At 36.3% G+C, this 20875-nt stretch carries 20 protein-coding genes, 2 pseudogenes and 1 riboswitch; of the genes and pseudogenes, 16 read left to right on the top strand and 6 right to left on the bottom strand.

Annotation, left to right across the window (positions count from 1 at the left end; all coding sequences use genetic code 11):
- Positions 1 to 29: 29 nt before the first annotated feature.
- Positions 30 to 1277, top strand: coding sequence for an MFS transporter (locus tag FS935_RS12210; protein WP_146948867.1), 1248 nt, complete (start codon positions 30 to 32; stop codon positions 1275 to 1277).
- Between the two features lie 303 nt (positions 1278 to 1580).
- Positions 1581 to 2786 carry a 4-hydroxybenzoate 3-monooxygenase gene (locus FS935_RS12205; protein WP_146948866.1) on the top strand — a complete coding sequence of 402 codons (1206 nt, stop codon included), beginning with the start codon at positions 1581 to 1583 and terminating at the stop codon, positions 2784 to 2786.
- Positions 2787 to 2863: 77 nt separating this feature from the next.
- Here FS935_RS12205 and FS935_RS12200 read toward each other — a convergent pair whose 3' ends face one another.
- Complete coding sequence (locus FS935_RS12200) at positions 2864 to 3805, bottom strand: amidohydrolase family protein (RefSeq protein WP_146948865.1); 942 nt, start codon at positions 3803 to 3805, stop codon at positions 2864 to 2866.
- A 23-nt stretch (positions 3806 to 3828) separates the two neighbouring features.
- Positions 3829 to 4614 (bottom strand): IclR family transcriptional regulator, encoded by a 786-nt coding sequence (locus tag FS935_RS12195; protein ID WP_146948864.1) that lies wholly within the window; start codon positions 4612 to 4614, stop codon positions 3829 to 3831.
- A 220-nt stretch (positions 4615 to 4834) separates the two neighbouring features.
- On the opposite strand from FS935_RS12195, the gene FS935_RS12190 reads away from it, so the two are divergent.
- Genes FS935_RS12190 through FS935_RS12160 form a run of 7 tightly spaced genes read left to right on the top strand, consistent with a single transcriptional unit; the run spans position 4835 to position 10950 of the window.
- Positions 4835 to 6298: an aldehyde dehydrogenase gene (locus FS935_RS12190; protein ID WP_146948863.1), complete on the top strand. Its 1464-nt coding sequence runs from the start codon at positions 4835 to 4837 to the stop codon at positions 6296 to 6298.
- An 18-nt stretch (positions 6299 to 6316) separates the two neighbouring features.
- The gene (locus FS935_RS12185) at positions 6317 to 7096 is read left to right on the top strand and encodes a 2-keto-4-pentenoate hydratase (protein ID WP_146948862.1); all 780 of its coding nucleotides are present in this window, start codon (positions 6317 to 6319) and stop codon (positions 7094 to 7096) included.
- A gap of 25 nt (positions 7097 to 7121) precedes the next feature.
- A complete protein-coding gene (locus FS935_RS12180) occupies positions 7122 to 8009 on the top strand; it encodes an acetaldehyde dehydrogenase (acetylating) (protein WP_146948861.1) in 888 nt (295 codons plus the stop codon).
- A gap of 33 nt (positions 8010 to 8042) precedes the next feature.
- On the top strand, positions 8043 to 9071 hold the full coding sequence (dmpG, locus tag FS935_RS12175; RefSeq protein WP_146948860.1) for a 4-hydroxy-2-oxovalerate aldolase: 1029 nt from the start codon (positions 8043 to 8045) through the stop codon (positions 9069 to 9071).
- 8 nt (positions 9072 to 9079) lie between these two features.
- Positions 9080 to 9871, top strand: a complete 792-nt coding sequence (locus FS935_RS12170; protein WP_439116644.1) for a 2-keto-4-pentenoate hydratase — start codon at positions 9080 to 9082, stop codon at positions 9869 to 9871.
- A gap of 42 nt (positions 9872 to 9913) precedes the next feature.
- Positions 9914 to 10111 carry a 4-oxalocrotonate tautomerase gene (locus tag FS935_RS12165; protein WP_146948858.1) on the top strand — a complete coding sequence of 66 codons (198 nt, stop codon included), beginning with the start codon at positions 9914 to 9916 and terminating at the stop codon, positions 10109 to 10111.
- A gap of 26 nt (positions 10112 to 10137) precedes the next feature.
- A complete protein-coding gene (locus FS935_RS12160; RefSeq protein WP_146948857.1) occupies positions 10138 to 10950 on the top strand; it encodes a DODA-type extradiol aromatic ring-opening family dioxygenase in 813 nt (270 codons plus the stop codon).
- A 117-nt stretch (positions 10951 to 11067) separates the two neighbouring features.
- Here FS935_RS12160 and FS935_RS12155 read toward each other — a convergent pair whose 3' ends face one another.
- Positions 11068 to 11943: a LysR family transcriptional regulator gene (locus tag FS935_RS12155; protein WP_146948856.1), complete on the bottom strand. Its 876-nt coding sequence runs from the start codon at positions 11941 to 11943 to the stop codon at positions 11068 to 11070.
- Positions 11944 to 12081: 138 nt separating this feature from the next.
- Here FS935_RS12155 and FS935_RS12150 point away from each other — a divergent pair, with 138 nt between their 5' ends.
- The 3 genes from FS935_RS12150 to FS935_RS12140 are packed head-to-tail and all read left to right on the top strand — an operon-like array spanning position 12082 to position 14653.
- Entirely contained in the window at positions 12082 to 13284 is a 1203-nt protein-coding gene (locus FS935_RS12150; protein WP_146948855.1) for an acetyl-CoA C-acetyltransferase, read from the top strand.
- A 1-nt stretch (position 13285) separates the two neighbouring features.
- Positions 13286 to 13975 (top strand): CoA transferase subunit A, encoded by a 690-nt coding sequence (locus FS935_RS12145; RefSeq protein ID WP_146948854.1) that lies wholly within the window; start codon positions 13286 to 13288, stop codon positions 13973 to 13975.
- A gap of 18 nt (positions 13976 to 13993) precedes the next feature.
- Entirely contained in the window at positions 13994 to 14653 is a 660-nt protein-coding gene (locus FS935_RS12140; protein WP_146948853.1) for a 3-oxoacid CoA-transferase subunit B, read from the top strand.
- 572 nt (positions 14654 to 15225) lie between these two features.
- Here the strand turns inward: FS935_RS12140 and FS935_RS12135 are convergent.
- From FS935_RS12135 to FS935_RS12125, 3 genes and pseudogenes are all read right to left on the bottom strand, one after another.
- A pseudogene (locus FS935_RS12135) lies at positions 15226 to 15801 on the bottom strand (SDR family NAD(P)-dependent oxidoreductase); the annotation flags it as partial.
- Positions 15762 to 16154, bottom strand: a pseudogene (locus FS935_RS12130) (DMT family transporter). The pseudogenes FS935_RS12135 and FS935_RS12130, both read right to left, overlap by 40 nt.
- 80 nt (positions 16155 to 16234) lie before the next feature.
- A complete protein-coding gene (locus tag FS935_RS12125) occupies positions 16235 to 16549 on the bottom strand; it encodes an ArsR/SmtB family transcription factor (protein WP_146948852.1) in 315 nt (104 codons plus the stop codon).
- Positions 16550 to 16930: 381 nt separating this feature from the next.
- Positions 16931 to 17018, top strand: a riboswitch (cyclic di-GMP riboswitch).
- Between the two features lie 42 nt (positions 17019 to 17060).
- Here FS935_RS12125 and FS935_RS12120 point away from each other — a divergent pair.
- The 4 genes from FS935_RS12120 (at position 17061) to FS935_RS12105 (ending at position 20519) form a co-directional block, all read left to right on the top strand.
- A complete protein-coding gene (locus FS935_RS12120) occupies positions 17061 to 17558 on the top strand; it encodes a hypothetical protein (RefSeq protein ID WP_146948851.1) in 498 nt (165 codons plus the stop codon).
- 13 nt (positions 17559 to 17571) lie between these two features.
- Positions 17572 to 18489: a DUF5667 domain-containing protein gene (locus FS935_RS12115; RefSeq protein WP_146948850.1), complete on the top strand. Its 918-nt coding sequence runs from the start codon at positions 17572 to 17574 to the stop codon at positions 18487 to 18489.
- Between the two features lie 114 nt (positions 18490 to 18603).
- Positions 18604 to 19326, top strand: coding sequence for a sigma factor (locus tag FS935_RS12110; protein WP_146948849.1), 723 nt, complete (start codon positions 18604 to 18606; stop codon positions 19324 to 19326).
- On the top strand, positions 19323 to 20519 hold the full coding sequence (locus FS935_RS12105) for an anti-sigma-I factor RsgI family protein (protein WP_146948848.1): 1197 nt from the start codon (positions 19323 to 19325) through the stop codon (positions 20517 to 20519). The genes FS935_RS12110 and FS935_RS12105 overlap by 4 nt, the downstream gene beginning before the upstream one ends.
- The last annotated feature ends 356 nt before the right edge of the window (positions 20520 to 20875 follow it).

The following is a 20875-nucleotide window of genomic DNA, read 5'->3' as shown; positions in this document are numbered from 1 at the left end:
TTTGAATAATTATATAAGGGGGCATTTGAATGAATGAATTAAGCAAAAGCAAACGTTATGAGAATTTCCTTGTCATCATTATGTTTTTCGTTGTCGGGCTTGTGTTTTTAGATCGATTAAGTTTAGGGTTTGTTTTTCCTATCATGGGACCGGATTTAAATCTATCAAATACACAGCTTGGTTTAACAGTTGGGATTACAAGTTTATTCTTTGGAATCTCTACGTTAATCTTCGCTAGTCTTTCCGATTTTATAGGGAAAAAGAAGGTAATGCTCGTTATCTTTGTTTTTGTTTTTTCAATTGCTACCTTACTAACCGGACTTGTCGGTTCGTTTTTTGCTTTAATTATGACGAGAATCATCATGGGATTAGCTGAAGGGCCCGTCATGCCGTTAGTTCAATCGATTGTCATGGCGGAGTCCTCTGAGAAAAGAAGGGGATTTAATATGGGTGTCATCCAAAGCGCTTCCTCTTTAATTGGAGGTGCAATGGCACCAGTTTTGACCGTTTCCCTAGCAGTAGCCTTAGGCTGGAGATCAGCATTTTATATCATCGCCATTCCTGGGATCATCGTTGGTCTTATCTTATGGAAGTATTTAAGAGAACCCAAACTTGTTGTTGAACAAGACGAGGAGCAACAATTGGTAAAACCAACGAAAGCAGATTATCTTAAAGTATTTAAAACAAGAAACGTTTGGCTATGCACAATTATCGGGACTTGTAATATGGTCTTCATCCTGACTCTTACCGCTTTTCTTCCAACGATGTTAGCGAACTCAACAAACTATAAAGATGCTCAGATTGGCATGCTGCTTGGAGCTATGGGGCTCATGATGTTTGTTGGGCAAATGGGAGCACCTGCACTTTCTGACCGTATAGGAAGACTACCTATTCTTAAAATCTTTTCATTTATTGCCATTTTCCTTCCAATCATGATCGCATTATATTATCAAAACTTTGTTGTTTTAATTATCTCAATGATTATCCTCTCGATTGGTAATGGATATCAACCACTTGTGATGAATATTGTGCCAGCTGAATCTGTATCTCGCAGATTTACTGCTACTGCGATAAGTTTCGTTATTTTAACAGGGGAAATTATTGGAGGATTTGCTGGTCCGATGATGGCAGGGGTATTAGCTGATAAATATAGCTTAACTGCACCGTTATGGATTACGGCAATTGCCGCTTTTATTGCGTTTATATGTACTTTTGGAATTAAAGAAACAGCACCTATTAAAATACAGCAGTCTAAAGATATAGATTTAACGATGTAATCTTTTTTTGAGGTTTATTTTCTCGATATTTCATAGAGCTCTAAAAAGATATTTGAAAAATCATCATATTGTTCCATATATAGGAAAAGTCGTGTTTTATAAGGATCAATTTTATACTATGTTATATATACAGAGAATGAATTAAACATGATGAGGAATGGAAGCGGTTACTTTTATAAGGGTGTTGGAAATCAAAGACTTTAACAGAACGTTCTAAAGTAATATTTTTGTAGAATTGGGACTCTTTTAGAATAAGAAGTTTCTATATAAAAAATATTTTGAACAAACAAAGGAGCTTTTGATATGAAAACGAAAGTAGGGATTATCGGAGCAGGTCCAGCCGGTTTAATGTTATCACATCTCTTGCACCTTGAAGGTATTGAATCAGTGATCCTAGAAAAACGCTCTAGAAAAGATATTGAGGGAACGATCCGTGCAGGGGTTTTAGAGCAAGGGACAGTAGATCTTCTAATTGCGTCTGGCGTAGGCGAAAGAATGATGCGAGAAGGACATACCCATCATGGAATTGAGCTTCAATTCAATGGAGTCCGACATAGAGTAAACATGCATGAGCTTACGGAAGGGAAAAGTATTATGGTTTATCCTCAACATGAGGTCATAAAAGACCTTGTAGCTGCTCGATTAAAGGCAGGTGGAGAGATACTCTTTAATGCAGATAATGTTAGTTTGCATGATGTAGACAAACAATCACCGAAAATTAGATTTCAGTACGATGATAGTGATCATGAACTTAGCTGTGATTTTATTATAGGCTGTGATGGCTACCACGGGCCAAGTCGAAAAGAAATACCTGATTCCATTCGAAAGGAAAAACAACATATTTATCCTTTTGGATGGTTAGGGATATTAGCAAAAACATCTATTGCTAATCCAGAACTTATCTATTCAAACCATGATAGAGGATTTGCCTTAATTAGTACACGAACACCTGAAATTCAACGACATTACATTCAAGTGGATCGAAATGATGATATCAACATTTGGTCAGACGATCGAATTTGGACAGAGCTAAAAGCGAGAGTCGAAACAAGTGATGGATGGACACTTCCTGATGGTCCAATACTTCAAAAAAACATTGTGTCGATGAGAAGTTTTGTTTGTGAGCCAATGCAATACGGACGTCTGTTTTTTGCAGGTGATGCAGCCCACATTGTTCCTCCAACTGGGGCAAAGGGATTGAATTTAGCGATGACAGATGTTCATCAGGTATTACAACGTGGAATTGAGAGGTTCTATAAGACAGGTAGTGAAGATCTGTTGGACCGCTACTCGGATATTGCTCTACGTCGAGTTTGGAAAGCACAGCGCTTTTCAAATTATATGACAACGATGCTGCATCGTAATGTTAATCACAGTCCATTTGAGAGAGGGATTCAACTTAGTGAGTTAGATTATGTTACGTCATCTCGTGCAGCATTAACTAGTTTATCCGAAAATTATATTGGCTTGCCATTAGAATGGGAAGCAGAAAGAACGGTATTTATCTAATAAAAAGAGGCTGACAGTAGAGGACAGTCCCCGGTATGGGATTGTCTCTCAAGTCAGCCTCTTTTCATAACAAATTACTAGATAGATTGAAGTAAAGATTCCGAGCCTTTGGCCAGTTGCTTTGCTGGTGGCCATTCACAAAGGTCAAATGGAAAATCGGACCCTGGAACAATTCTTTCTTTTCCAACAGTTTTAGCTAAGTAGTCAAGTGTAGTTGGATTCCATAAGACGCTATCATACCAAAAGTCTTTTAAGTACTCGATCGGCTCTTTTTGCAAGTTCTTTGAAACGAGTGGCCACATTTCAAAGCCTTTGTTCAAACGACCGATTTGATAAGGAAGGAATCCTCCACCATGTGCCAAGAGAATTTTTACATTGTTGTATGTATCTAATAGGCCACTTAGTAAGAGATCTGTAGCTGTAATCGTTGTTTCCCAAGGTACACCAATTAAGTTTGGCATCATGCGCTGGTTTAAACGTTGATCTTCACATAATAAAGGATGGATGAACATGATCGCTTTTTGCTTATTCGCTTCTTCCCAAAAAGGAGTGAAAGAGTTGTCTGATAATAATTTACCGTTTAATCCAGGTCCAATAATGGCACCTTTTAATCCCATATTCATTGCATCTCTTAAGTCTTGTGCAGCAGTTTCAGGGTGATTAAGAGAAACGGTGGCAAGTGCTGATATTTTTTGTGATTGGACTTGTGACCATTTTGCAAGTGATGTGTTGTAAACAGCTACTAATTCTCTTGTAATCTCTGAAGGGAAATCATATAAAAATAGCTGAGGAATCGGTGAAACAACTGAATGATCCACACCAATGTTTTGTTGTTCTGTTAGATATAAAGATTTATTAGTGAATTCTTGTTTTAGTTCAAATACCCACTTGTTGTTAATAGATAAAAATTCTTCTTTATCTTGACTTTTTTTCTCCCAGCTTGCATTAATGATGTTTCTTTGGTCTTTTATCCAATCAACGACTTCTTCGGGAATAAAATGAGTGTGAAAATCATGCATGGAAATTCAGCTCCTTTTAAGTATTAATAATGATTAAATCGATAACCTAAACGTCTAGAAATTTCTTTACCTGCTTCTACAACTCTCTTAATATGTGATGGAATTGTTTGATCGTTTACTCGTTGAATAGGTCCAACGATATTAACAGCGGCAATGACTTGTCCTGTGTAGTCTTTTACTGGAGCAGCAATTGAGACAACACCTTCAGATATTTCTTCCGTACTTACGGCATAACCTTGTTTGCGAATATTTGTAAGGGTTTCCATTAATGTTTTCTGATCTGTAATGGTATGTTGTGTAAATGGCTCTAATCCGTTTTCAATCGTTTTTTCTACTCTTTGTTCATTGTTAAAAGCTAAAAGCACCTTTCCAGAGCTCGTTGCATAGGCGGGATTTCTTTTACCGATATGGGTGAAAGCACGTACATGGTGCTTACTTTCGACCTTGTGTAAGTAAATGACATCTAAGCCATCAAGAATTGCTAGGTGAGCAGTTTCACCTGTTTTTTCAACAAGTTCATGTAAAACTGGCATGGCTTCCTTATGAATCTCAAAAGTTGATGTACAAACACTTGCAAGTGAAAGGATAGATAAACCTAATCGATAACGCTGTGTTTCTGGATCTTTTTCAACAAAGCCCTCACTTGCTAATGTTGACATCAGTCTGCTCACTGTACTTTTACCAAGGTCTAACTCTCGAGCAAGCTCAGTAATTTTTAGTTCAGGTTGATCCATTGTAAATTTTCGTAAGATACGAAGTGCATTTTTTACAGATGAAAGTGTGTAATCTTTTTTAGTCGTTTCCGTCATTGTTTACTCTCCAATCTGTTGTTCATAGAGGAACGATATTCCTTTATGAGGTTTTCTTTCACTATATCACATAGAGTGAATAAAGAGAATAATCAAAATATTTTTTAAAAAACTTCAATTCGTTCCATATATAAGAACATTGATGTTTTATAAGGGACGATTTTGTACTATTCTAACATTACAAAGAAATGAAAACATTTTATGTAATGGAGGAATGGTTATGGAAGCGATTACTACAGCAACAGGAATTGATTGTAGACATTTTATTAATGGGCAATACATGGATTCTATGAATAACAAAACATTTATAAATACGAATCCAGCAAATGAAGAGATAGTAGGATCTGTAGCTGAAGGTGGGGAGGAGGAAATTAACTTAGCTGTATCTGCAGCTAGAAGAGCACTAAACGGTCGATGGAAAACAATGCCTTTAACAGAACGTTCTAAAGTATTACGTAAAATTGGAGATTTAATATTAGAAAGAAAAGATGAGTTAGCGCGATTAGAATCTCTTGATACAGGAAAACCAATTTGGTTATCAAGTACGATCGATATCCCGAGAGCAGCCTATAACTTCCATTTCTTTGCTGACTACATGACAACAATGGGAACTGAGGCTTATCAACATGATGATATAGCCATCAACTATTCAGTACGTAAGCCAGTAGGAGTTGTTGGGTTAATCAATCCGTGGAATCTCCCATTACTTCTATTAACGTGGAAACTTGCTCCGTGTTTAGCTGCAGGAAATACTGCTGTATTGAAACCAGCTGAATGGACACCAATGACGGCAACCGTTTTAGCGGAAATTTGTAAAGAAGCTGGAGTACCAGATGGTGTTGTAAACGTAGTACATGGTTTTGGACCTAACTCTGCTGGATCAGCTTTAACAGAACATCCTGATGTAGATGCGATTACATTCACCGGTGAAACCTCTACTGGTACAGCGATCATGAAGGCAGCAGCAAATTCACTTAAAAAGCTTTCATATGAACTAGGCGGGAAAAACCCAAATATCATCTTTGCTGATTCTGATCTTGATGAAGTACTAGAAACAACTATTAAGTCTAGCTTTATCAATCAAGGTGAGGTTTGTTTATGTGGATCAAGAATTTATGTTGAACGTCCAGTTTATGAAGAGTTTATTGAAAAGTTTGTAGCAAAAACAAAAGAGCTTGTTGTTGGAGATCCATTTGATGAAAAAACAAAAATTGGTGCAATGATTGGAAAAGAACATTATGAGCGCGTTTTAGGATATATTGAGCTTGCGAAGGAAGAAGGAGGAACAATCCGTATTGGTGGAGGTCGTCCTTCAGGGCTAGAAAAAGGGTATTTTATTGAGCCAACGATCATTACAGACTTAGATCGAAATGCTAGATGTGTTCGTGAAGAAATATTTGGACCTGTTGTCACTGTGATTCCATTTGATTTAGAGGATGAGGTCATTGCTCAAGTAAATGATTCTCATTACGGACTAAGTGCTTCCATTTGGACGAATGATCTTCGCAGAGCTCATAGAGTGGCAAATGAAGTAGAAGCTGGAATTATTTGGGTTAATACTTGGTTCTTAAGAGATTTACGAACTCCATTTGGTGGTATGAAGCAAAGTGGAATCGGTCGTGAAGGCGGTATGCACAGCTTTGAGTTTTATAGCGAGTTGAAAAACATTTGTATCAAACTTTAAAATAGGAGGTCAATCAAGATGGAATCAACCGTGTTATTTGCTAATCAATTATTACAAGCAGAAAAAGAAAGAGTCGGAATTGCGGCTTTAACTGAACAAAATCCAACTTTTACAACTCAAGATGCGTACGCCGTCCAATTAGAACTTATTAAACACAAATTAGCCCAAGGTCAAACAATTGTTGGAAAGAAAATTGGCTTAACATCTCTTGCGATGCAACAATTACTTGGTGTGGATGAACCAGATTATGGCCACTTACTAGATGAAATGGTCGTTGGAAATGGAACTGAGCTATCTTTTGATCGAGTTATGCAACCTAGAGTAGAGGCAGAAATTGCGTTTGTGCTAAAAGAGGATTTAAAAGGACCAAATGTAACTGCACTTGATGTGCTTCAAGCAACAGATTATATTTTACCTTCCATAGAGATCGTTGATAGTCGTGTGAAGGATTGGAAAATCAAACTACAAGATACGATAGCAGATAATGCTTCAAGCAGTCATTATGTTTTAGGTGGAAAACCTGTTCGAGTGGATTCTGTAGACCTTGAACAAATTGGCATGGTTTTATCAAAAAATGGTGAAATCGTTAATACGGGAGTTGGAGCAGCCGTAATGGGACATCCGGCAAATTGTGTAGCATGGCTTGCTAATAAATTAAGCGAATTTGATATTCCATTAAAAGCTGGAGAAGTTATTCTCTCAGGTGCACTTTCTGCAGCTGTAGAAGCAAAACCAGGCGATATCTTTTCAGCAAGAATTGCTCGTTTAGGAGAAGTTTCAGTTCGCTTTTCTTCATAATAAGCTCAGGGGAAAGGAGATTCATATGGGAAAAATAAAAGTAGCAATCATAGGTACTGGGAATATCGGGACAGATTTAATGCTGAAGCTAGAAAGATCTGAAACACTTGAGTTAACATCTTTGATCGGAATTGATCCTCATTCTGATGGAATATTTAGGGCAAGAGAACGAGGTTATCAAACCTATACGAACGGATTAGAGGAATTTTTAGAAAATAACAGTGATGACGCTGATATTTTCTTTGATGCAACATCGGCAAAAGCCCATGTTCGACATGCGAAACTTTTAAAAGAAGCTGGCAAGCAAGTCCTTGACTTAACTCCAGCAGCAAGAGGGCCTTTTGTTGTCCCTCCGGTTAATCTGGGGGAAAACTTAAACGTTCCTAACATCAATTTAATTACTTGCGGAGGTCAGGCGACAATTCCAATTGTTCATGCGGTAAATAAGATTTGCCCTGTTGAATATGCCGAAATTGTTGCAACCATTTCAAGTAAAAGTGCAGGTCCTGGAACAAGAGCGAATATAGATGAATTTACTCAAACGACGAAACGTGGGATTGAGGAGATTGGTGGAGCTAAGAAGGGAAAAGCCATTATTATTCTTAATCCAGCCGAACCCCCTATTTTAATGAGAGATACCGTTTATGCTGTTGTCGAACCAGGACAAATAGATGAAGATAAAATTACATCATCTATTAAAGAAATGGTCAAACAAGTTCAAGCTTATGTACCAGGTTATCGACTCCGAACAGAACCAATTTTTGACGGAAACCGTGTAACCATATTCATCGAGGTTGAAGGAGCAGGAGATTATTTGCCTAAATACTCTGGAAATCTAGATATCATGACAGCCTCAGCAGTAAAAGTAGCGGAAGAACTGGCTAAAAATAAACTGAATTCTGTTGTTTCTTAAACAAGAAGTTTTAGCGGAAAGGAATGGTTTGGAATGAACGATAACCGAGATGTTCTCATTACAGAAGTAGCTTTACGAGACGGTAGTCATGCGATCGGTCATCAATACACAGTCGACCAAGTTCGTGATGTAGCACGTGCATTAAGTAATGCCGGAGTGCCTTATATGGAAGTCGCTCATGGAGATGGTTTAGGTGGGTCTTCCCAACAATATGGTCTTTCTTTAACGGAGGAAATGAAACTGATTGAAGCAGCTGTATCGGTTTGTGACAAGGCAAAAGTGGCTGTTTTATTAATACCTGGAATTGGAACGATGAATGAGCTGAAGCAAGCAGCTAGTATTGGAGCAAAAATGGCTAGAATTGCTACTCATGTAACAGAAGCAGATGTAGCTCCTCAACATATTACTTTAGCAAAAGAACTTGGTATGGAGACGGTAGGTTTCTTAATGATGTCTCATATGGCACCAGTTGATAAGTTAGTAGAGCAAGCTAAATTAATGGAGAGTTATGGAGCAGATACGGTTTATGTCGTCGATTCAGCCGGAGCCATGCTTCCAAATGAAGTTCGTGAAAAAATTCGTTCCCTTCGTCAAAGCCTAACCATTAATATTGGTTTTCATGCTCATAATAATTTATCGCTTGCGATGGCTAATACATTTGTTGCCATTGAGGAAGGTGCAACAAGAATAGATGGCAGTGTACGCTGTTTAGGAGCTGGCGCTGGGAATACGCAGACAGAAGTTTTAGTAGCTGTACTAGAAAGACTAGGGTTAAACAGTGGAGTCGATTTATATAAGATGATGGATTTAGCGGAAAGTATTGTATCTCCTATATTAAAACAACCTCAAGAGATTACAAGAGATAGTCTTGTGATGGGCTATGCGGGTGTGTATTCTAGCTTTTTATTACACGCACAGCGCGCAGCCAAACACTTTAACATTGATCCTCGTGATATTTTAATAGAATTGGGGAAACGTAAGGTTGTTGGTGGTCAAGAGGATATGATTATTGATGTGGCTTCTGAAATAGCGAATAAAAAACAAAGTAGTCTTAGTGTTTAATAGGAGGAATGACAATGAATATGTCAAATAAAGAAATAGCTAAATATTTATTAGAAGCTGAATCAAATCGAACGGATATAAAAAGAATCACGTTAGATAAATCTCCTAACTTAACTGTAGAGGAAGCCTATCTTATTCAAGAAGAACTTGTCAACATGAAGCTGGAGCAAGGGCATTCCATAATTGGGCCAAAGATGGGACTTACAAGTCGAGCAAAAATGGTCCAAATGAATGTAGAAGAACCAATATATGGATACATTTTTAACAATATGGTGATCCAAGATGGAGCAGAAATTTCATTATCTGACTATATTCATCCGAAAGTGGAAGCGGAAATTGCCTTTATTTTAGGTAAGGATATTGAAGGTCCTGGTATCACTGGAGCTCAAGTTTTAGCGGCTACAGATTATGTCTGTGGAGCACTTGAAATCATTGATAGCCGTTATGAAAACTTTAATTTTACGTTGCCAGACGTTATTGCAGATAACGCATCCTCTTCTAGGGTTGTTTTGGGAAATAGAATTCGAAAACCAGAAGAATTAGAATTAGATTTAGTTGGAACTGTTTTAAAGATTAATGGAGTAATGAAGGACCTTGGTGCAGGAGCGGCTGTTTTAGGACACCCTGCGAATTCTGTTGCCATGCTAGCGAACATGCTACATCGAAAAGGAGAAAAGTTGAAGGCTGGCCAAGTTATTTTGACAGGAGGAATCACTGGGGCTGTCCAACTTTCGTATGGTGATCATGTAACAGCTAAGCTAGATGGACTAGGCGAAGTCAGCTTTTCTGTAGGGGAATAAGTGTGGTTGCTTTCAGAAAAAGAATAGAAAGGAGGCTCTATTATGCCAATTGTAAACGTTAACATCATGGAAGGACGTCCTAAGGAGAAAATTGAAAGAGTGATTGCTGATATTACGGAAACAATCACGACTACATTAGAGGTTCCGAAAGAGAATGTAAGAGTGATCGTAACTGAAATACCTAAAAGTCATTGGGGAATTGCTGGTGAATCAGTTGAAAAACGTAATGCATCAAATTAAGTTTATTAAAGCAATGGAGGTTTAAAATGACAATTGAATTGGGTGTTTTAGCTGCACATGTTCCAAGTATTTGTCATCGGGAAAATGTACCTGAATATCAACAAGATATTGTGGCAAAGATGGATGCTATTTCCGAGAAAATTGAAACAATAAAACCAGATGCTGTTATTATTGTTTCGTGTCATTGGCAATCAACATTTCATCATTATGTTGATGTGTCACAAACACATAAAGGTGTTTTAACTGCATTCGAATGTCCCGACATTATTTCTGATGTTAAATACGAGTACCCTGGAGATCAAAGTTTAGGCGAAAAATTAGTGATGGCTGGTAAACGAGCAAAAATTCCAGTTATTGCAGTTAATGATCCAACATATGTGTGGGATTATGGCACCGTTGTACCTCTTCGCTATCTTGTTCCAAGCGAAGATGTTCCGGTTGTCAATTTATCTATTACTCTTGCAGCTGGATTAGATGAAACATATAAATGGGGGCAAGAAATTGGTAATGTACTAAATGGCGACTACAAAAGGTATGTGTTTATATTCAGTGGTGCTCTTGCTCATAATTTAGTAAGAGGACGTCACCATATGCCGACTGTTTCTGAGCAAGCATTAGATAAACAGTTTATTGATTATATTACGGGAAAGAACTGGAATCTTGCAAAGGAAATGTTACCCCAATATGCTAAAATTGCTGGTGTAGAAGGAGGAGGACGTCATCTCGCTATGATGCTTGGTGTGTTAGGAGATAAATATCATCCAACATTCCATACCTATGCTCAATCTTCAGGAAGTGGAAATGCAATTATGACGTTTGATTTTAAAAAGGAATTGTAATGTAGTAATCGATGACTAAAAATGATTGTGAAGCTTCACTCCCTTGATGTTATGAGAGTGAAGCTTTTTTAGTATTATTGTTTTCCAACTTTTTATTGAATGTTTTCGTTTTTATTGTTAAAACCTCTCAGCAACAAACTTCAAAAGAGCCCTAACAGCAAAAGATTGATACCTTTCTTTTTTCGTAATAAATCCAAGCTCCCACATAGGCGGTGAAGTTAATTTAATCATCTTAATGGTTTCTTGATCCATCTTTCTATAGATTGACTTTGGTAATAGCGTGATACCAAGCTCTGCTCCAACGAGTTCTGTTATTAAATCCCATTGTGAGCTTTCGTAAGCAATGTTGGGATGAAATCCTACTTTCTGACATTCTTTTATAATCAGTTCGTGTAAGGCAAATTCCCGATTAAAAACGATAAAACTTTCTTCTGCTAGTTGTGGTAGGTTGACCTTAGTCAATTCGGCAAATCTATGCTTTGAATTTGTATAAAGCATGAACTCCTCTTTAATAAACGGAGTAATATCGAATTTGCTATGATCTGTAGGGAAAACAATGATACCCACATCAACTTGACCTTCTTCAACTAATTGCTCAATTCGTTTTGCTCCTAGTTCAACTAATTCTAGGGTAACCTCTGGAAACTCCTGTTTAAATGTTTTCGCTATTTCTGGAAAAAAGAGCGTACCAATCAATGGTGGGATCCCAATCTTAATATTTCCTGTTGGCAAATTAATTAAGTCATCTAAAAGAATAGAAAGTTCATCTGTAGCCCCTAATATTTTACTAGCTTGCTTAAGGACAATTTTTCCTGCATCAGTCAATATTAACTTACGTGTCGAACGTTCAATTAATTCTACTTTAAGCTCTGATTCTAGCTTTTTAATCGACTTACTTAATGTTGGCTGTGAGATAAAGGTGCTTGAAGCTGCCTTTGTGAAACTGCCGTAAGTTGCTACTTCTGTGAAATAGCGAAGATCCTTTAATTCCAAGGTCATCACCCTTTTATTCTGTATTTGAATAAAAAATATAACTATTATTCATTTTACTCATAAGTTGGAATACTGTAAATTAATAAGTAAATATATTTTAAAAATTCTGACTAAACAATAGAGTGGGAGGAAAGGTATATGGTTCACAATGAGGTTGTTATTGTAAGCGCTTTAAGAACACCTATTGGTCAATTTGGTGGAAGCTTAAAAAATCTCAGTGCCGTCCAATTAGGTGCACATGTTATAAAGGCTGTTCTAGAGCAGGTAGGAGTTTGGGGTGATCAAGTTGATGAGGTCATCATGGGAAATGTACTTCAAGCGGGTCTCGGTCAGAACCCGGCAAGACAATCTGCTATACATGCAGGCCTTCCTGAACATGTATCTGCTTTCACGGTAAATAAAGTGTGTGGATCAGGATTAAAGACTGTTCATTTAGCGACTCAAGCTATTTTAACAGGAGATGCCGAAATCGTTGTTGCTGGTGGAATGGAAAATATGAGCCAGGCACCTTACTTATCTATGGCAGCTAGAGAGGGGTACAGAATGGGAGATCAGAAACTCATAGATAGTATGATTCATGATGGATTGTGGTGTGCTTTTAATGATTATCACATGGGAATTACAGCAGAAAATATTTGTGACCAATTTGAAGTAACGCGGCAGGAACAAGATGAATTTGCTGCATGGAGCCAAGAAAAGGCAGCAATAGCTATAAAAGAAGGGAAATTTAAGGATGAAATTGTAGAAGTAGAAATTCCTCAACGAAAAGGAGAACCAATTTCGTTTGACACAGATGAATATGTAAAGGTGGAAACAACAGTAGAAACATTAGAAAAGCTAAAGCCAGCTTTTAAAAAGGACGGACGTATAACCGCGGGGAATGCATCAGGAATTAATGATGGAGCAGCTGCTGTTCTCATGATGAGTCTTCGCAAAGCAAAAGAACTTGGGATCGAACCTTTAGTCACAATTCGTGCTAATGCAAGTGCAGCTGTAGACCCAAGTATTATGGGGATCGCTCCTGTGCCAGCCACGAAAAAAGCATTAAGTAAAGCGGATCTTACAATCAATGATTTGGATTTAATTGAAGCGAACGAAGCATTTGCAGCACAAGCACTTGCGGTTGGAAAAGAGCTTCAATTTTCAAAAGAGAAGTTAAATGTAAATGGTGGAGCCATTGCCTTAGGACATCCGATTGGGGCAAGTGGAGCAAGAATTCTGACGACATTAATCCACGAATTAAAAAGAAGAAATGGAAAATATGGTTTAGCGGCATTATGCATCGGTGGTGGTCAAGGAGTTTCAACAATTATAGAAAACTATGAAAAAGAGGTGCAGTAAATTGAAAAAAATATTTACTAGTTTTGAAGAAGCAGTTCAAGATATTAAGGACGGAATAACGCTTATGGTTGGGGGATTTGGACTAGTTGGAATACCAGAGAACCTCATCAAAGCTCTATGTGAGAAGAATGTGAAGAATTTGACCGTTATTTCAAACAACTGTGGAGTTGATGATTGGGGACTTGGACTTTTACTTAAAAATAAACAAATAAAAAAGATGATTTCATCTTATGTTGGTGAAAATAAAGAGTTTGAAAGACAAGTACTAAGCGGTGAATTAGAGGTACAACTAACCCCACAAGGTTCTTTAGCAGAGAAAATTCGTGCAGGTGGTGTAGGCATTCCGGCCTTTTACACCCCAGCTGGAGTTGGGACACCGATTGCAGAAGGTAGAGAAATAAGGGGATTTAATGGGAAGGAGTATTTACTTGAAGAGTCCCTTACAGCTGATTTTAGTTTAATTAAAGCGTGGAAAGCAGACAAAATGGGCAATGTAATTTATCGCAAAACAGCTCAAAACTTCAACCCTATGATGGCAGCAGCAGGGACAATAACAATTGCAGAAGTAGAGGAAATTGTTGAAGTAGGAGAACTAGACCCAGATCAAATACATACACCAGGTATTTATGTTCAAGGACTTATTGTTGGTAAGCATAAAAAGCGAATCGAACGACTTACTGTTCAAGCATAAAAAAGAGGAGGGACAAAGATGACCAAAAACGTAAGAATACAAATTGCACAAAGAGCAGAAAAAGAAATCCAAGATGGTTTCTATGTAAACTTAGGAATAGGGATGCCTACCATAGTTGCAAACTATATTTCGGAGAATAAGCAGGTTGTTTTACAATCAGAGAATGGGTTATTAGGGATTGGTCCTTATCCATCAAAAGAGGAGGTCGATCCAGATTTAATCAATGCAGGAAAAGAAACAGTAACGGCCATAAAAGGAGCAAGCTTCTTTAATAATGCAGAATCATTTGGCATGATACGCGGTGGTCATATTGATTTAGCGATTTTAGGTGGTATGGAGGTATCAGAAAACGGTGATTTAGCAAACTGGATGATACCAGGAAAAATGATCAAAGGTATGGGAGGGGCAATGGATTTAGTTCACGGGGCCAAAAAGATTATTGTCATCATGGAGCATGTGAACAAGACCGGCCAGCCCAAGATTCTAAAAAAATGTTCGTTACCCTTTACTGGTCAGAATGTTGTTAATCGAATTATTACAGATCGTGCGGTTATTGATGTAACGGAGGATGGATTAAAATTGATAGAAGTAGCTCTAGGTTTTAGTGTTCAGGATGTTATTGATTCTACTGAGCCGGAGTTGATTGTGACTGAACAAGTTTTGAGTGATGCCTATTAGCAATTGTATGATTATTTAATCGACAAAACCTTGGATATTGCACAAAAATAGCACAGACTTAATTTATTTCATTGATTTCTATTAACTTATTTTACAACCAAAAGCCAAAAACGTTGATTTACCAATACTTAATTAACTCTATTTTATTACTTTAACCTCTATTAATTCCCCACCCAATTTTGACAGGGTAGGGGTCGGGGGTTCGAATCCTTCACGGATCATCAGAGTGAAGCTTCAGTTCCTTATATTAGGGATTGGGGTTATTTTATGAGAAAAATATTTACTTAGTTTTAATGTCTAGCTCCACCGCCTAGCCCTTTTCTTATTTATCTTGATAGCTAACCCTTTTATTTTTGAATTGGATAAGTGGTATTGCCTCTCTAGTGAGCTCTTTAGTATCTAACTATTCCACTTTAACGATAAGTGGAATTAACACGTCTGGCCCGATGAAACCTCCCTGTTCAATCCATTATTCTTCTTCCTCATACAGGTCATATTTTTGAGCATTTAACGAAGATTTGTTTTTTGAAAGAATTCTTACTCACCTTGAGAAGTGAGTAAGGGGAAAAGTGCTAGAAAATAGTCGGTACCATGCCTCCATCCATACGTATTGGAGAACCTTTAAAAGCGGATGCATAGGGACTACATATAAAGGTAGTTAATCTACCTATCTCAGTTGGCCTGATAAATCGTTGGATTTCAGATTGAGGTAGATTTGTAGTCATAAATTTTTTCTCCTTTTCTGAAAAAGTCATATCTTCATTAGGGTACATCCCCTCAATTATTTGATACACATTTTCGGAGAGTGATGGTCCCGGCATGATCGTATTGACTGTAACTTCTTTTCCTATTGTTAATTTAGATAGGCTTTTTGACAATGATAATAGCATTGATTTTGTCATACAATATTGAGGCATTTGTCCCGAGGGCATAACTCCTTCTTCACTCGCAATAAAGATAATTCGACCAAAATTATTTTTTATCATTTTAGGTAAGTAAAATTTAGATAATCCATTTGCAGCAAGAACATTAGTACGGATATACTTTTCCCACACATCATCGTCGACGTCCTCATATTTCATAATTTCATAAATCCCCATATTGTTAACTAAAATATCAATTTGAGAATGTTTTTTAAATAATGCTTCCCACCAAGCCAACCATAATGTTCAATCACCATGCTCATTACCAGTTGACCAATAACGACAGCAACCATCGTTATGCCAACACCAACAAAAGGAACACTAATGATTATAGACGTTAAATAAACAACCCCTAAAATACCTCCAAGTAGTGTCCATTTAGGTGCTTCTGCCACATATGAAAGTTTACCTTTTCCAAAGAATAACCACAGTAATCCAAGAATGATTGATCACATAAAGAAGTTATAAAAACTTGTTTCAAGCTGACCAATAGATTTGCCTAATTCACCGTAGATTGCTCCTTCAAAACTTAGGGCAACTCCTGCTAATAATGCTAGTAAATATGCAAAGTAACGCATTAGACTTTCTCTCCTACCTATTTATTTATATATCTAGAATAATCGATATACTATTCGAAAAAAATACAGAAATCAAGCGATCAGATTTCTGTTTTAAAATATTCAGCTAATTGTTTAATGAATTCTTCGTTTCTTCTATAATAGGTCCATTGATTATAACGAACAGATTCAAGCAGACCCGCTTTCTGCATCATATTTAAGTAGTGAGATACAGTAGATTGAGAAGCTTTGGCTTTTTCTTGAATATCCCCTACACATACCCCACCTTTATAATTTACCTCCTTTGGCAAATGAGCTCCTTGTTTAGGGAAATGCTTCTCTGGTTCCTTTAACCACTGTAATATATTTAGCCGTGTTTCATTTGATAATGCCTTAAAAACATCGATTAGTTCCATAGTTCATATTGTATATCGGTTATTTTCGATATGTCAAATGAACAGTAACGTTAGAACAAAAAGTAGAAAGATAAAAGGATTTGACCTTTAGTTAACTATTAACACGTATACTAAAATTTTCTATTAATTAAACACCGACCACAAACACGAAAATTGCACAGACTTAATTTATTTCATTAATTTTAATTAACTTATTTTACAGCCACAATACAAAGATATTAATTTATCAATACTTATTCCGGAAACTAAAAACAATCTAGGAATCATTTTTTAAAAGTATAAATTAAATAAAATTAAATAAACTGTCATTTTTATAATAGATTTTTAAAAAACCCTCCAAAAATTCGACAACTTTCAGTATAGATATATAGAAAACTAAATAAATAGTAAAGGCAAAACTACTGAAAGGTGGTGACGCAAAGCTATAGGGACTAAAGGTCAACTTGATCTATGTTAGCCAGCTGTCATGCGGTACCTAGAATAAAAGCTCATAACACAAGAGGTGAATTTAATGAAGAAGCTATTTATCATCTTATCATTAACCCTTTTTACAGTAGGATGTGGGAAGGAGGAAACGATAGAATCGACATCTGCTACTTCACCTTCAAAAGAGAAGCAGGTTCAGGTTAAAACGTTTTTATATGAAAATAAAGAAAAAGGTATTCGTATAGGTGAAGTGAAAGACTGGAAATTTAGTAAAGAAGAAGATTCAAATGTTGTCTTTCAAAATGAAAAGTTACAAGCCATCATTACGATCTTACCTACTAAACAGGATGTAAAGTCAATCAAAAGAGATTTAATAGTGGGTGCTGGTGATATCACTATAATTGAAGAAACAGATAAAACGTTATCTTTTCACTCAAACCGTAAAGAAAGCATTCGAACAGATGTTTCTATTTCTCAAGTTGGTGAGAAAATGAATATTGTAACGTTTGTAGGAAAAGTAGACGACGATGAAGTCAATCGAGCAAAAATTATAGAGTTTAAAAAACAAATTCAATTTAACTAAGAGAGGATAAAGAATGATGAAAAAATTTGTTATATCAGGTTTTACATTAGGGACATTATTAATGGCAACTTCGGCGTTTGCTGAAGAGAAACAAGAGATTGTTAGTGCAGATTCAGAATTATACGAAACAGTTAGTTTAATAGAAGAAGCAGAATTCGAGTTAACTGAAGATACCGAGGAAAAAGTATTACTTCAAGATGACTATGCCGAGGACCGTTTAGTAGAAGCGGAGGAACAACTAGATAACGGCGATGAGGAAACAGCAAAAGAATTAATCGAAGACTATGAAGAACATGTTGATATCATTGAAGAAACAATTGAAGAAGCAGAAGAAAATGGTGAAGATGTTTCAGAAGTAATTACAATTGTTGAAGAAAATGCTGAAAAAAGAAGTGAGAATTTACTGGCTCTATTAGAGAGAGAAGACTTACCTGAATCAGCAAAAGCTGGAATTAGCAAAGCATTAGATAACCAGAAGGAAGCGTTAGAAAAAGCAACTGCAGCAAAAGAAAAAGCAAAACAAAATGAAGAAGATGATGAAAAGGCTGAGGTAGCAGAAGTAGAAGATAAAGACGAAGTGGATTCGGACAAGCAAGCTGAAGAAGTAGAAGAGTCTGAAGAAGCAGCAGAAGAACAAGCTGAAAAAGAAAGAGAAATAGCAGAAGAACAAGCTGAAAAAGAAAGAGAAGCAGCAGAAAAACGAGCTGAAAAAGAAAGAGAAGCAGCAGAAAAGCAAGCTGAAAAAGAAAGAGAAGCAGCAGAAAAACGAGCTGAAAAAGAAAGAGAAGCAGCAGAAAAACGAGCTGAGAAAGAAAGAGAAGCAGCAGAAAAGCAAACTGAGAAAGAAAGAGAAGCAGCAGAAAAACGAGCTGAAAAAGCAAAAGAAGCAGGAAAGAAAGCTGAACAAGGAAAAGAAACAGAAAGACCTTAATTAACTTGGAAACAACTACCACTCTTTTTGGTAGTTGTTTCTTTCATTACGCCTTTACCTCAAATATCATATCATGTACAGTAGTGAAAAAAGGCTATGTAAGCGGGTGATAGGATGAACAACGATGAGCTTATCTCGGTTATTACAAATTGCAAAAATGGTGATCAGTTGACTAGAGAGCAACTAATTCAGCATTATCGCCCATATATTCTCAATACTGCGTCTCACATTTGTAAGCGATATATTAGCTGGAGTGAAGAAGAATCTAGTATAAGTTTGATTGCCTTTAATAAGGCTATTGATACGTTTGAGCAACACAGTGGTAGAACATTTCTTAATTATGCCTATCTTTTAATACAGCGTGACTTAATCGATTTTTATAAAAGAGAAAAAAGTGAACAACACCTGTCTATTACTTTTGTAGATTCTGAACAAGGTAACAATATGATGGATGTGGAAAAATCAGTAGATACCTATCGTCGTTCGTTGACATCTAATGAGCTAGTTGATGAAATTATTGACTTTGATCATGCCCTAAATGAATTCAAGGTTTCTTTTGAGGAGCTTGAAAAGCATTCCCCAAAGCATAAGGATACTAGGAAAAAATTATATCAACTGTCAGATGTGTTTATTTTAGATGCTGAGTGTAAACATCACTTTTTCTTAAAAAAGAGATTACCGGTGTCCTTGTTTTGCAAAAAGACAGGCTATTCTAAGAAGACATTGGAAAAGCATCGAAAATATTTCATCTCACTTATTCTGCTTAAACTAAATCCTCAGTGGGTGCAGCTATCTGCATATATAATCGATTTTCAAGGAAAGGAGGAAGAGTTATGAAACATACAGCATATAAAGGAATTGTCGTGAAGATTACAGAGCTTCACCTTGTCATACTTCAAGATAATGGTAGATATAAAAATGTCCCGAAAAATGCTATTAAACAGGTTCCACTTTTAGGACAATCTATCACCTATGTTGAAAAAGCTTCTTCCTTGAGATGGGTACCATATATATCTGTAGCAGCTCTCATAATTTTATCATTTATCTCATTTTCTATTTTTCAAACAGTTAAGCCTTCATATTTATTAGTCATAGATATTAACCCGAGTCTCGAGATGGAAGTTAGCGACAAAGGGGAAGTGATTGATTTAATAGCTTTAAATGAGGATGGGGAAAAGATTGTTTCTTCTGTAAAAGATTCGAATCGAAATGTTTTGTCTATGATAGATTTAATTGTAAAGGAAGCTAAGAAAAAAGGATATCTAGCTAAAAATCCTATGATTACAACAAGCTTAATTTCACTTGCAGAAGACGATTTAACATTGCCTGTTAAAGAAATTAATGATGCTTTAACCTCTTATGTACAAGGAGAACACGTCCAAGTTGAAGTTAAAGAAGCAGCACTGGTTGAATATAAAGAAGCTAAAAAATTAAATCTATCAGTAAATTATTATAAACAATATCAAGATCTTGTAGAAAAGGAACTCGTAGAAGATCTTAATGATATTAAAGGAAAAACAATTGTAGAATTAAAATCTATGGCATCTCAACCTAATAAGGAAAGTCAATTGATACCAAATGATACTGATCAGCATAAAAACACGGAAAAAAAGGTAGCAAAATCAAAGGGCTTTATAAAAGAGCCAAAAAAAGAGCAAGTACCTAACGATCAAACAAAAGGAAATGAAGATCAAAATAGTAGTGAAAAAAGTAGAAATCAAATTCAAAAAGAAGCTGAATCAAAGGAAAAAGCATCAACGAAAATAGACAATAGTGGGGACAAACAAAAGTCAATAAATGAGCAGGAAAATAAAGAAGTGAAAAAGGAACAACCAATAGATAAACCTCAAAAAGAAGATCCGAAACCGGTAGAGAGAAGAGATGAAGAAAAAGATAAGATAAAACAAGCTCCTATTGTAAAAGAGAGTGAAGAAACAGAGGAGAATAAAAATCAAAGAAGTGAAAAAGATCAAGAAAATCCAAGCATTGATGAAAAGAATGAGAAGACCAAGAGTAGTGAGAGAGAATGATTCATAACTTATTCGAAGAGGAGGTATAACCTTAACAATAAATGACAATTTATTGTTAAAGCTTGGTGTAATATACCTATTAACACAACTAAATTAGAGTCGTCTGAAAATCCTTAAAATAAGGGTTTTAGACGTTTTTTTATTATATCGGGAACCAACAACAGATGTTAATAAAATTATATATTGAAGGCAGTCTTAAAGAGGGAGTCAATCGCTTATTTTTATCGTGCGGCTGACTCTCTTTTGTCTTACATTAAAGCTTCTTGCTTTTAACTTGAAGAAAATAGCACAACATAAGTCTAGTTGAATCTAACTTTTTAGAAGTGTTTCCCTTTTACACAATAGTTAAGTGTTTT

The organism is Metabacillus litoralis (assembly GCF_007994985.1).
GTDB lineage: Bacteria > Bacillota > Bacilli > Bacillales > Bacillaceae > Metabacillus > Metabacillus litoralis.
This window is presented reverse-complemented; position numbering and strand designations above follow the sequence as displayed.

Coding starts and splice junctions, on each gene's coding strand:
- FS935_RS12210 (WP_146948867.1), top strand. CDS start 30: ATGAATGAATTAAGCAAAAGCAAACGTTATGAGAATTTCCTTGTCATC.
- FS935_RS12205 (WP_146948866.1), top strand. CDS start 1,581: ATGAAAACGAAAGTAGGGATTATCGGAGCAGGTCCAGCCGGTTTAATG.
- FS935_RS12200 (WP_146948865.1), bottom strand. CDS start 3,805: ATGCATGATTTTCACACTCATTTTATTCCCGAAGAAGTCGTTGATTGG.
- FS935_RS12195 (WP_146948864.1), bottom strand. CDS start 4,614: ATGACGGAAACGACTAAAAAAGATTACACACTTTCATCTGTAAAAAAT.
- FS935_RS12190 (WP_146948863.1), top strand. CDS start 4,835: ATGGAAGCGATTACTACAGCAACAGGAATTGATTGTAGACATTTTATT.
- FS935_RS12185 (WP_146948862.1), top strand. CDS start 6,317: ATGGAATCAACCGTGTTATTTGCTAATCAATTATTACAAGCAGAAAAA.
- FS935_RS12180 (WP_146948861.1), top strand. CDS start 7,122: ATGGGAAAAATAAAAGTAGCAATCATAGGTACTGGGAATATCGGGACA.
- dmpG (WP_146948860.1), top strand. CDS start 8,043: ATGAACGATAACCGAGATGTTCTCATTACAGAAGTAGCTTTACGAGAC.
- FS935_RS12170 (WP_439116644.1), top strand. CDS start 9,080: ATGACAATGAATATGTCAAATAAAGAAATAGCTAAATATTTATTAGAA.
- FS935_RS12165 (WP_146948858.1), top strand. CDS start 9,914: ATGCCAATTGTAAACGTTAACATCATGGAAGGACGTCCTAAGGAGAAA.
- FS935_RS12160 (WP_146948857.1), top strand. CDS start 10,138: ATGACAATTGAATTGGGTGTTTTAGCTGCACATGTTCCAAGTATTTGT.
- FS935_RS12150 (WP_146948855.1), top strand. CDS start 12,082: ATGGTTCACAATGAGGTTGTTATTGTAAGCGCTTTAAGAACACCTATT.
- FS935_RS12140 (WP_146948853.1), top strand. CDS start 13,994: ATGACCAAAAACGTAAGAATACAAATTGCACAAAGAGCAGAAAAAGAA.
- FS935_RS12125 (WP_146948852.1), bottom strand. CDS start 16,549: ATGGAACTAATCGATGTTTTTAAGGCATTATCAAATGAAACACGGCTA.
- FS935_RS12120 (WP_146948851.1), top strand. CDS start 17,061: ATGAAGAAGCTATTTATCATCTTATCATTAACCCTTTTTACAGTAGGA.
- FS935_RS12115 (WP_146948850.1), top strand. CDS start 17,572: ATGATGAAAAAATTTGTTATATCAGGTTTTACATTAGGGACATTATTA.
- FS935_RS12110 (WP_146948849.1), top strand. CDS start 18,604: ATGAACAACGATGAGCTTATCTCGGTTATTACAAATTGCAAAAATGGT.
- FS935_RS12105 (WP_146948848.1), top strand. CDS start 19,323: ATGAAACATACAGCATATAAAGGAATTGTCGTGAAGATTACAGAGCTT.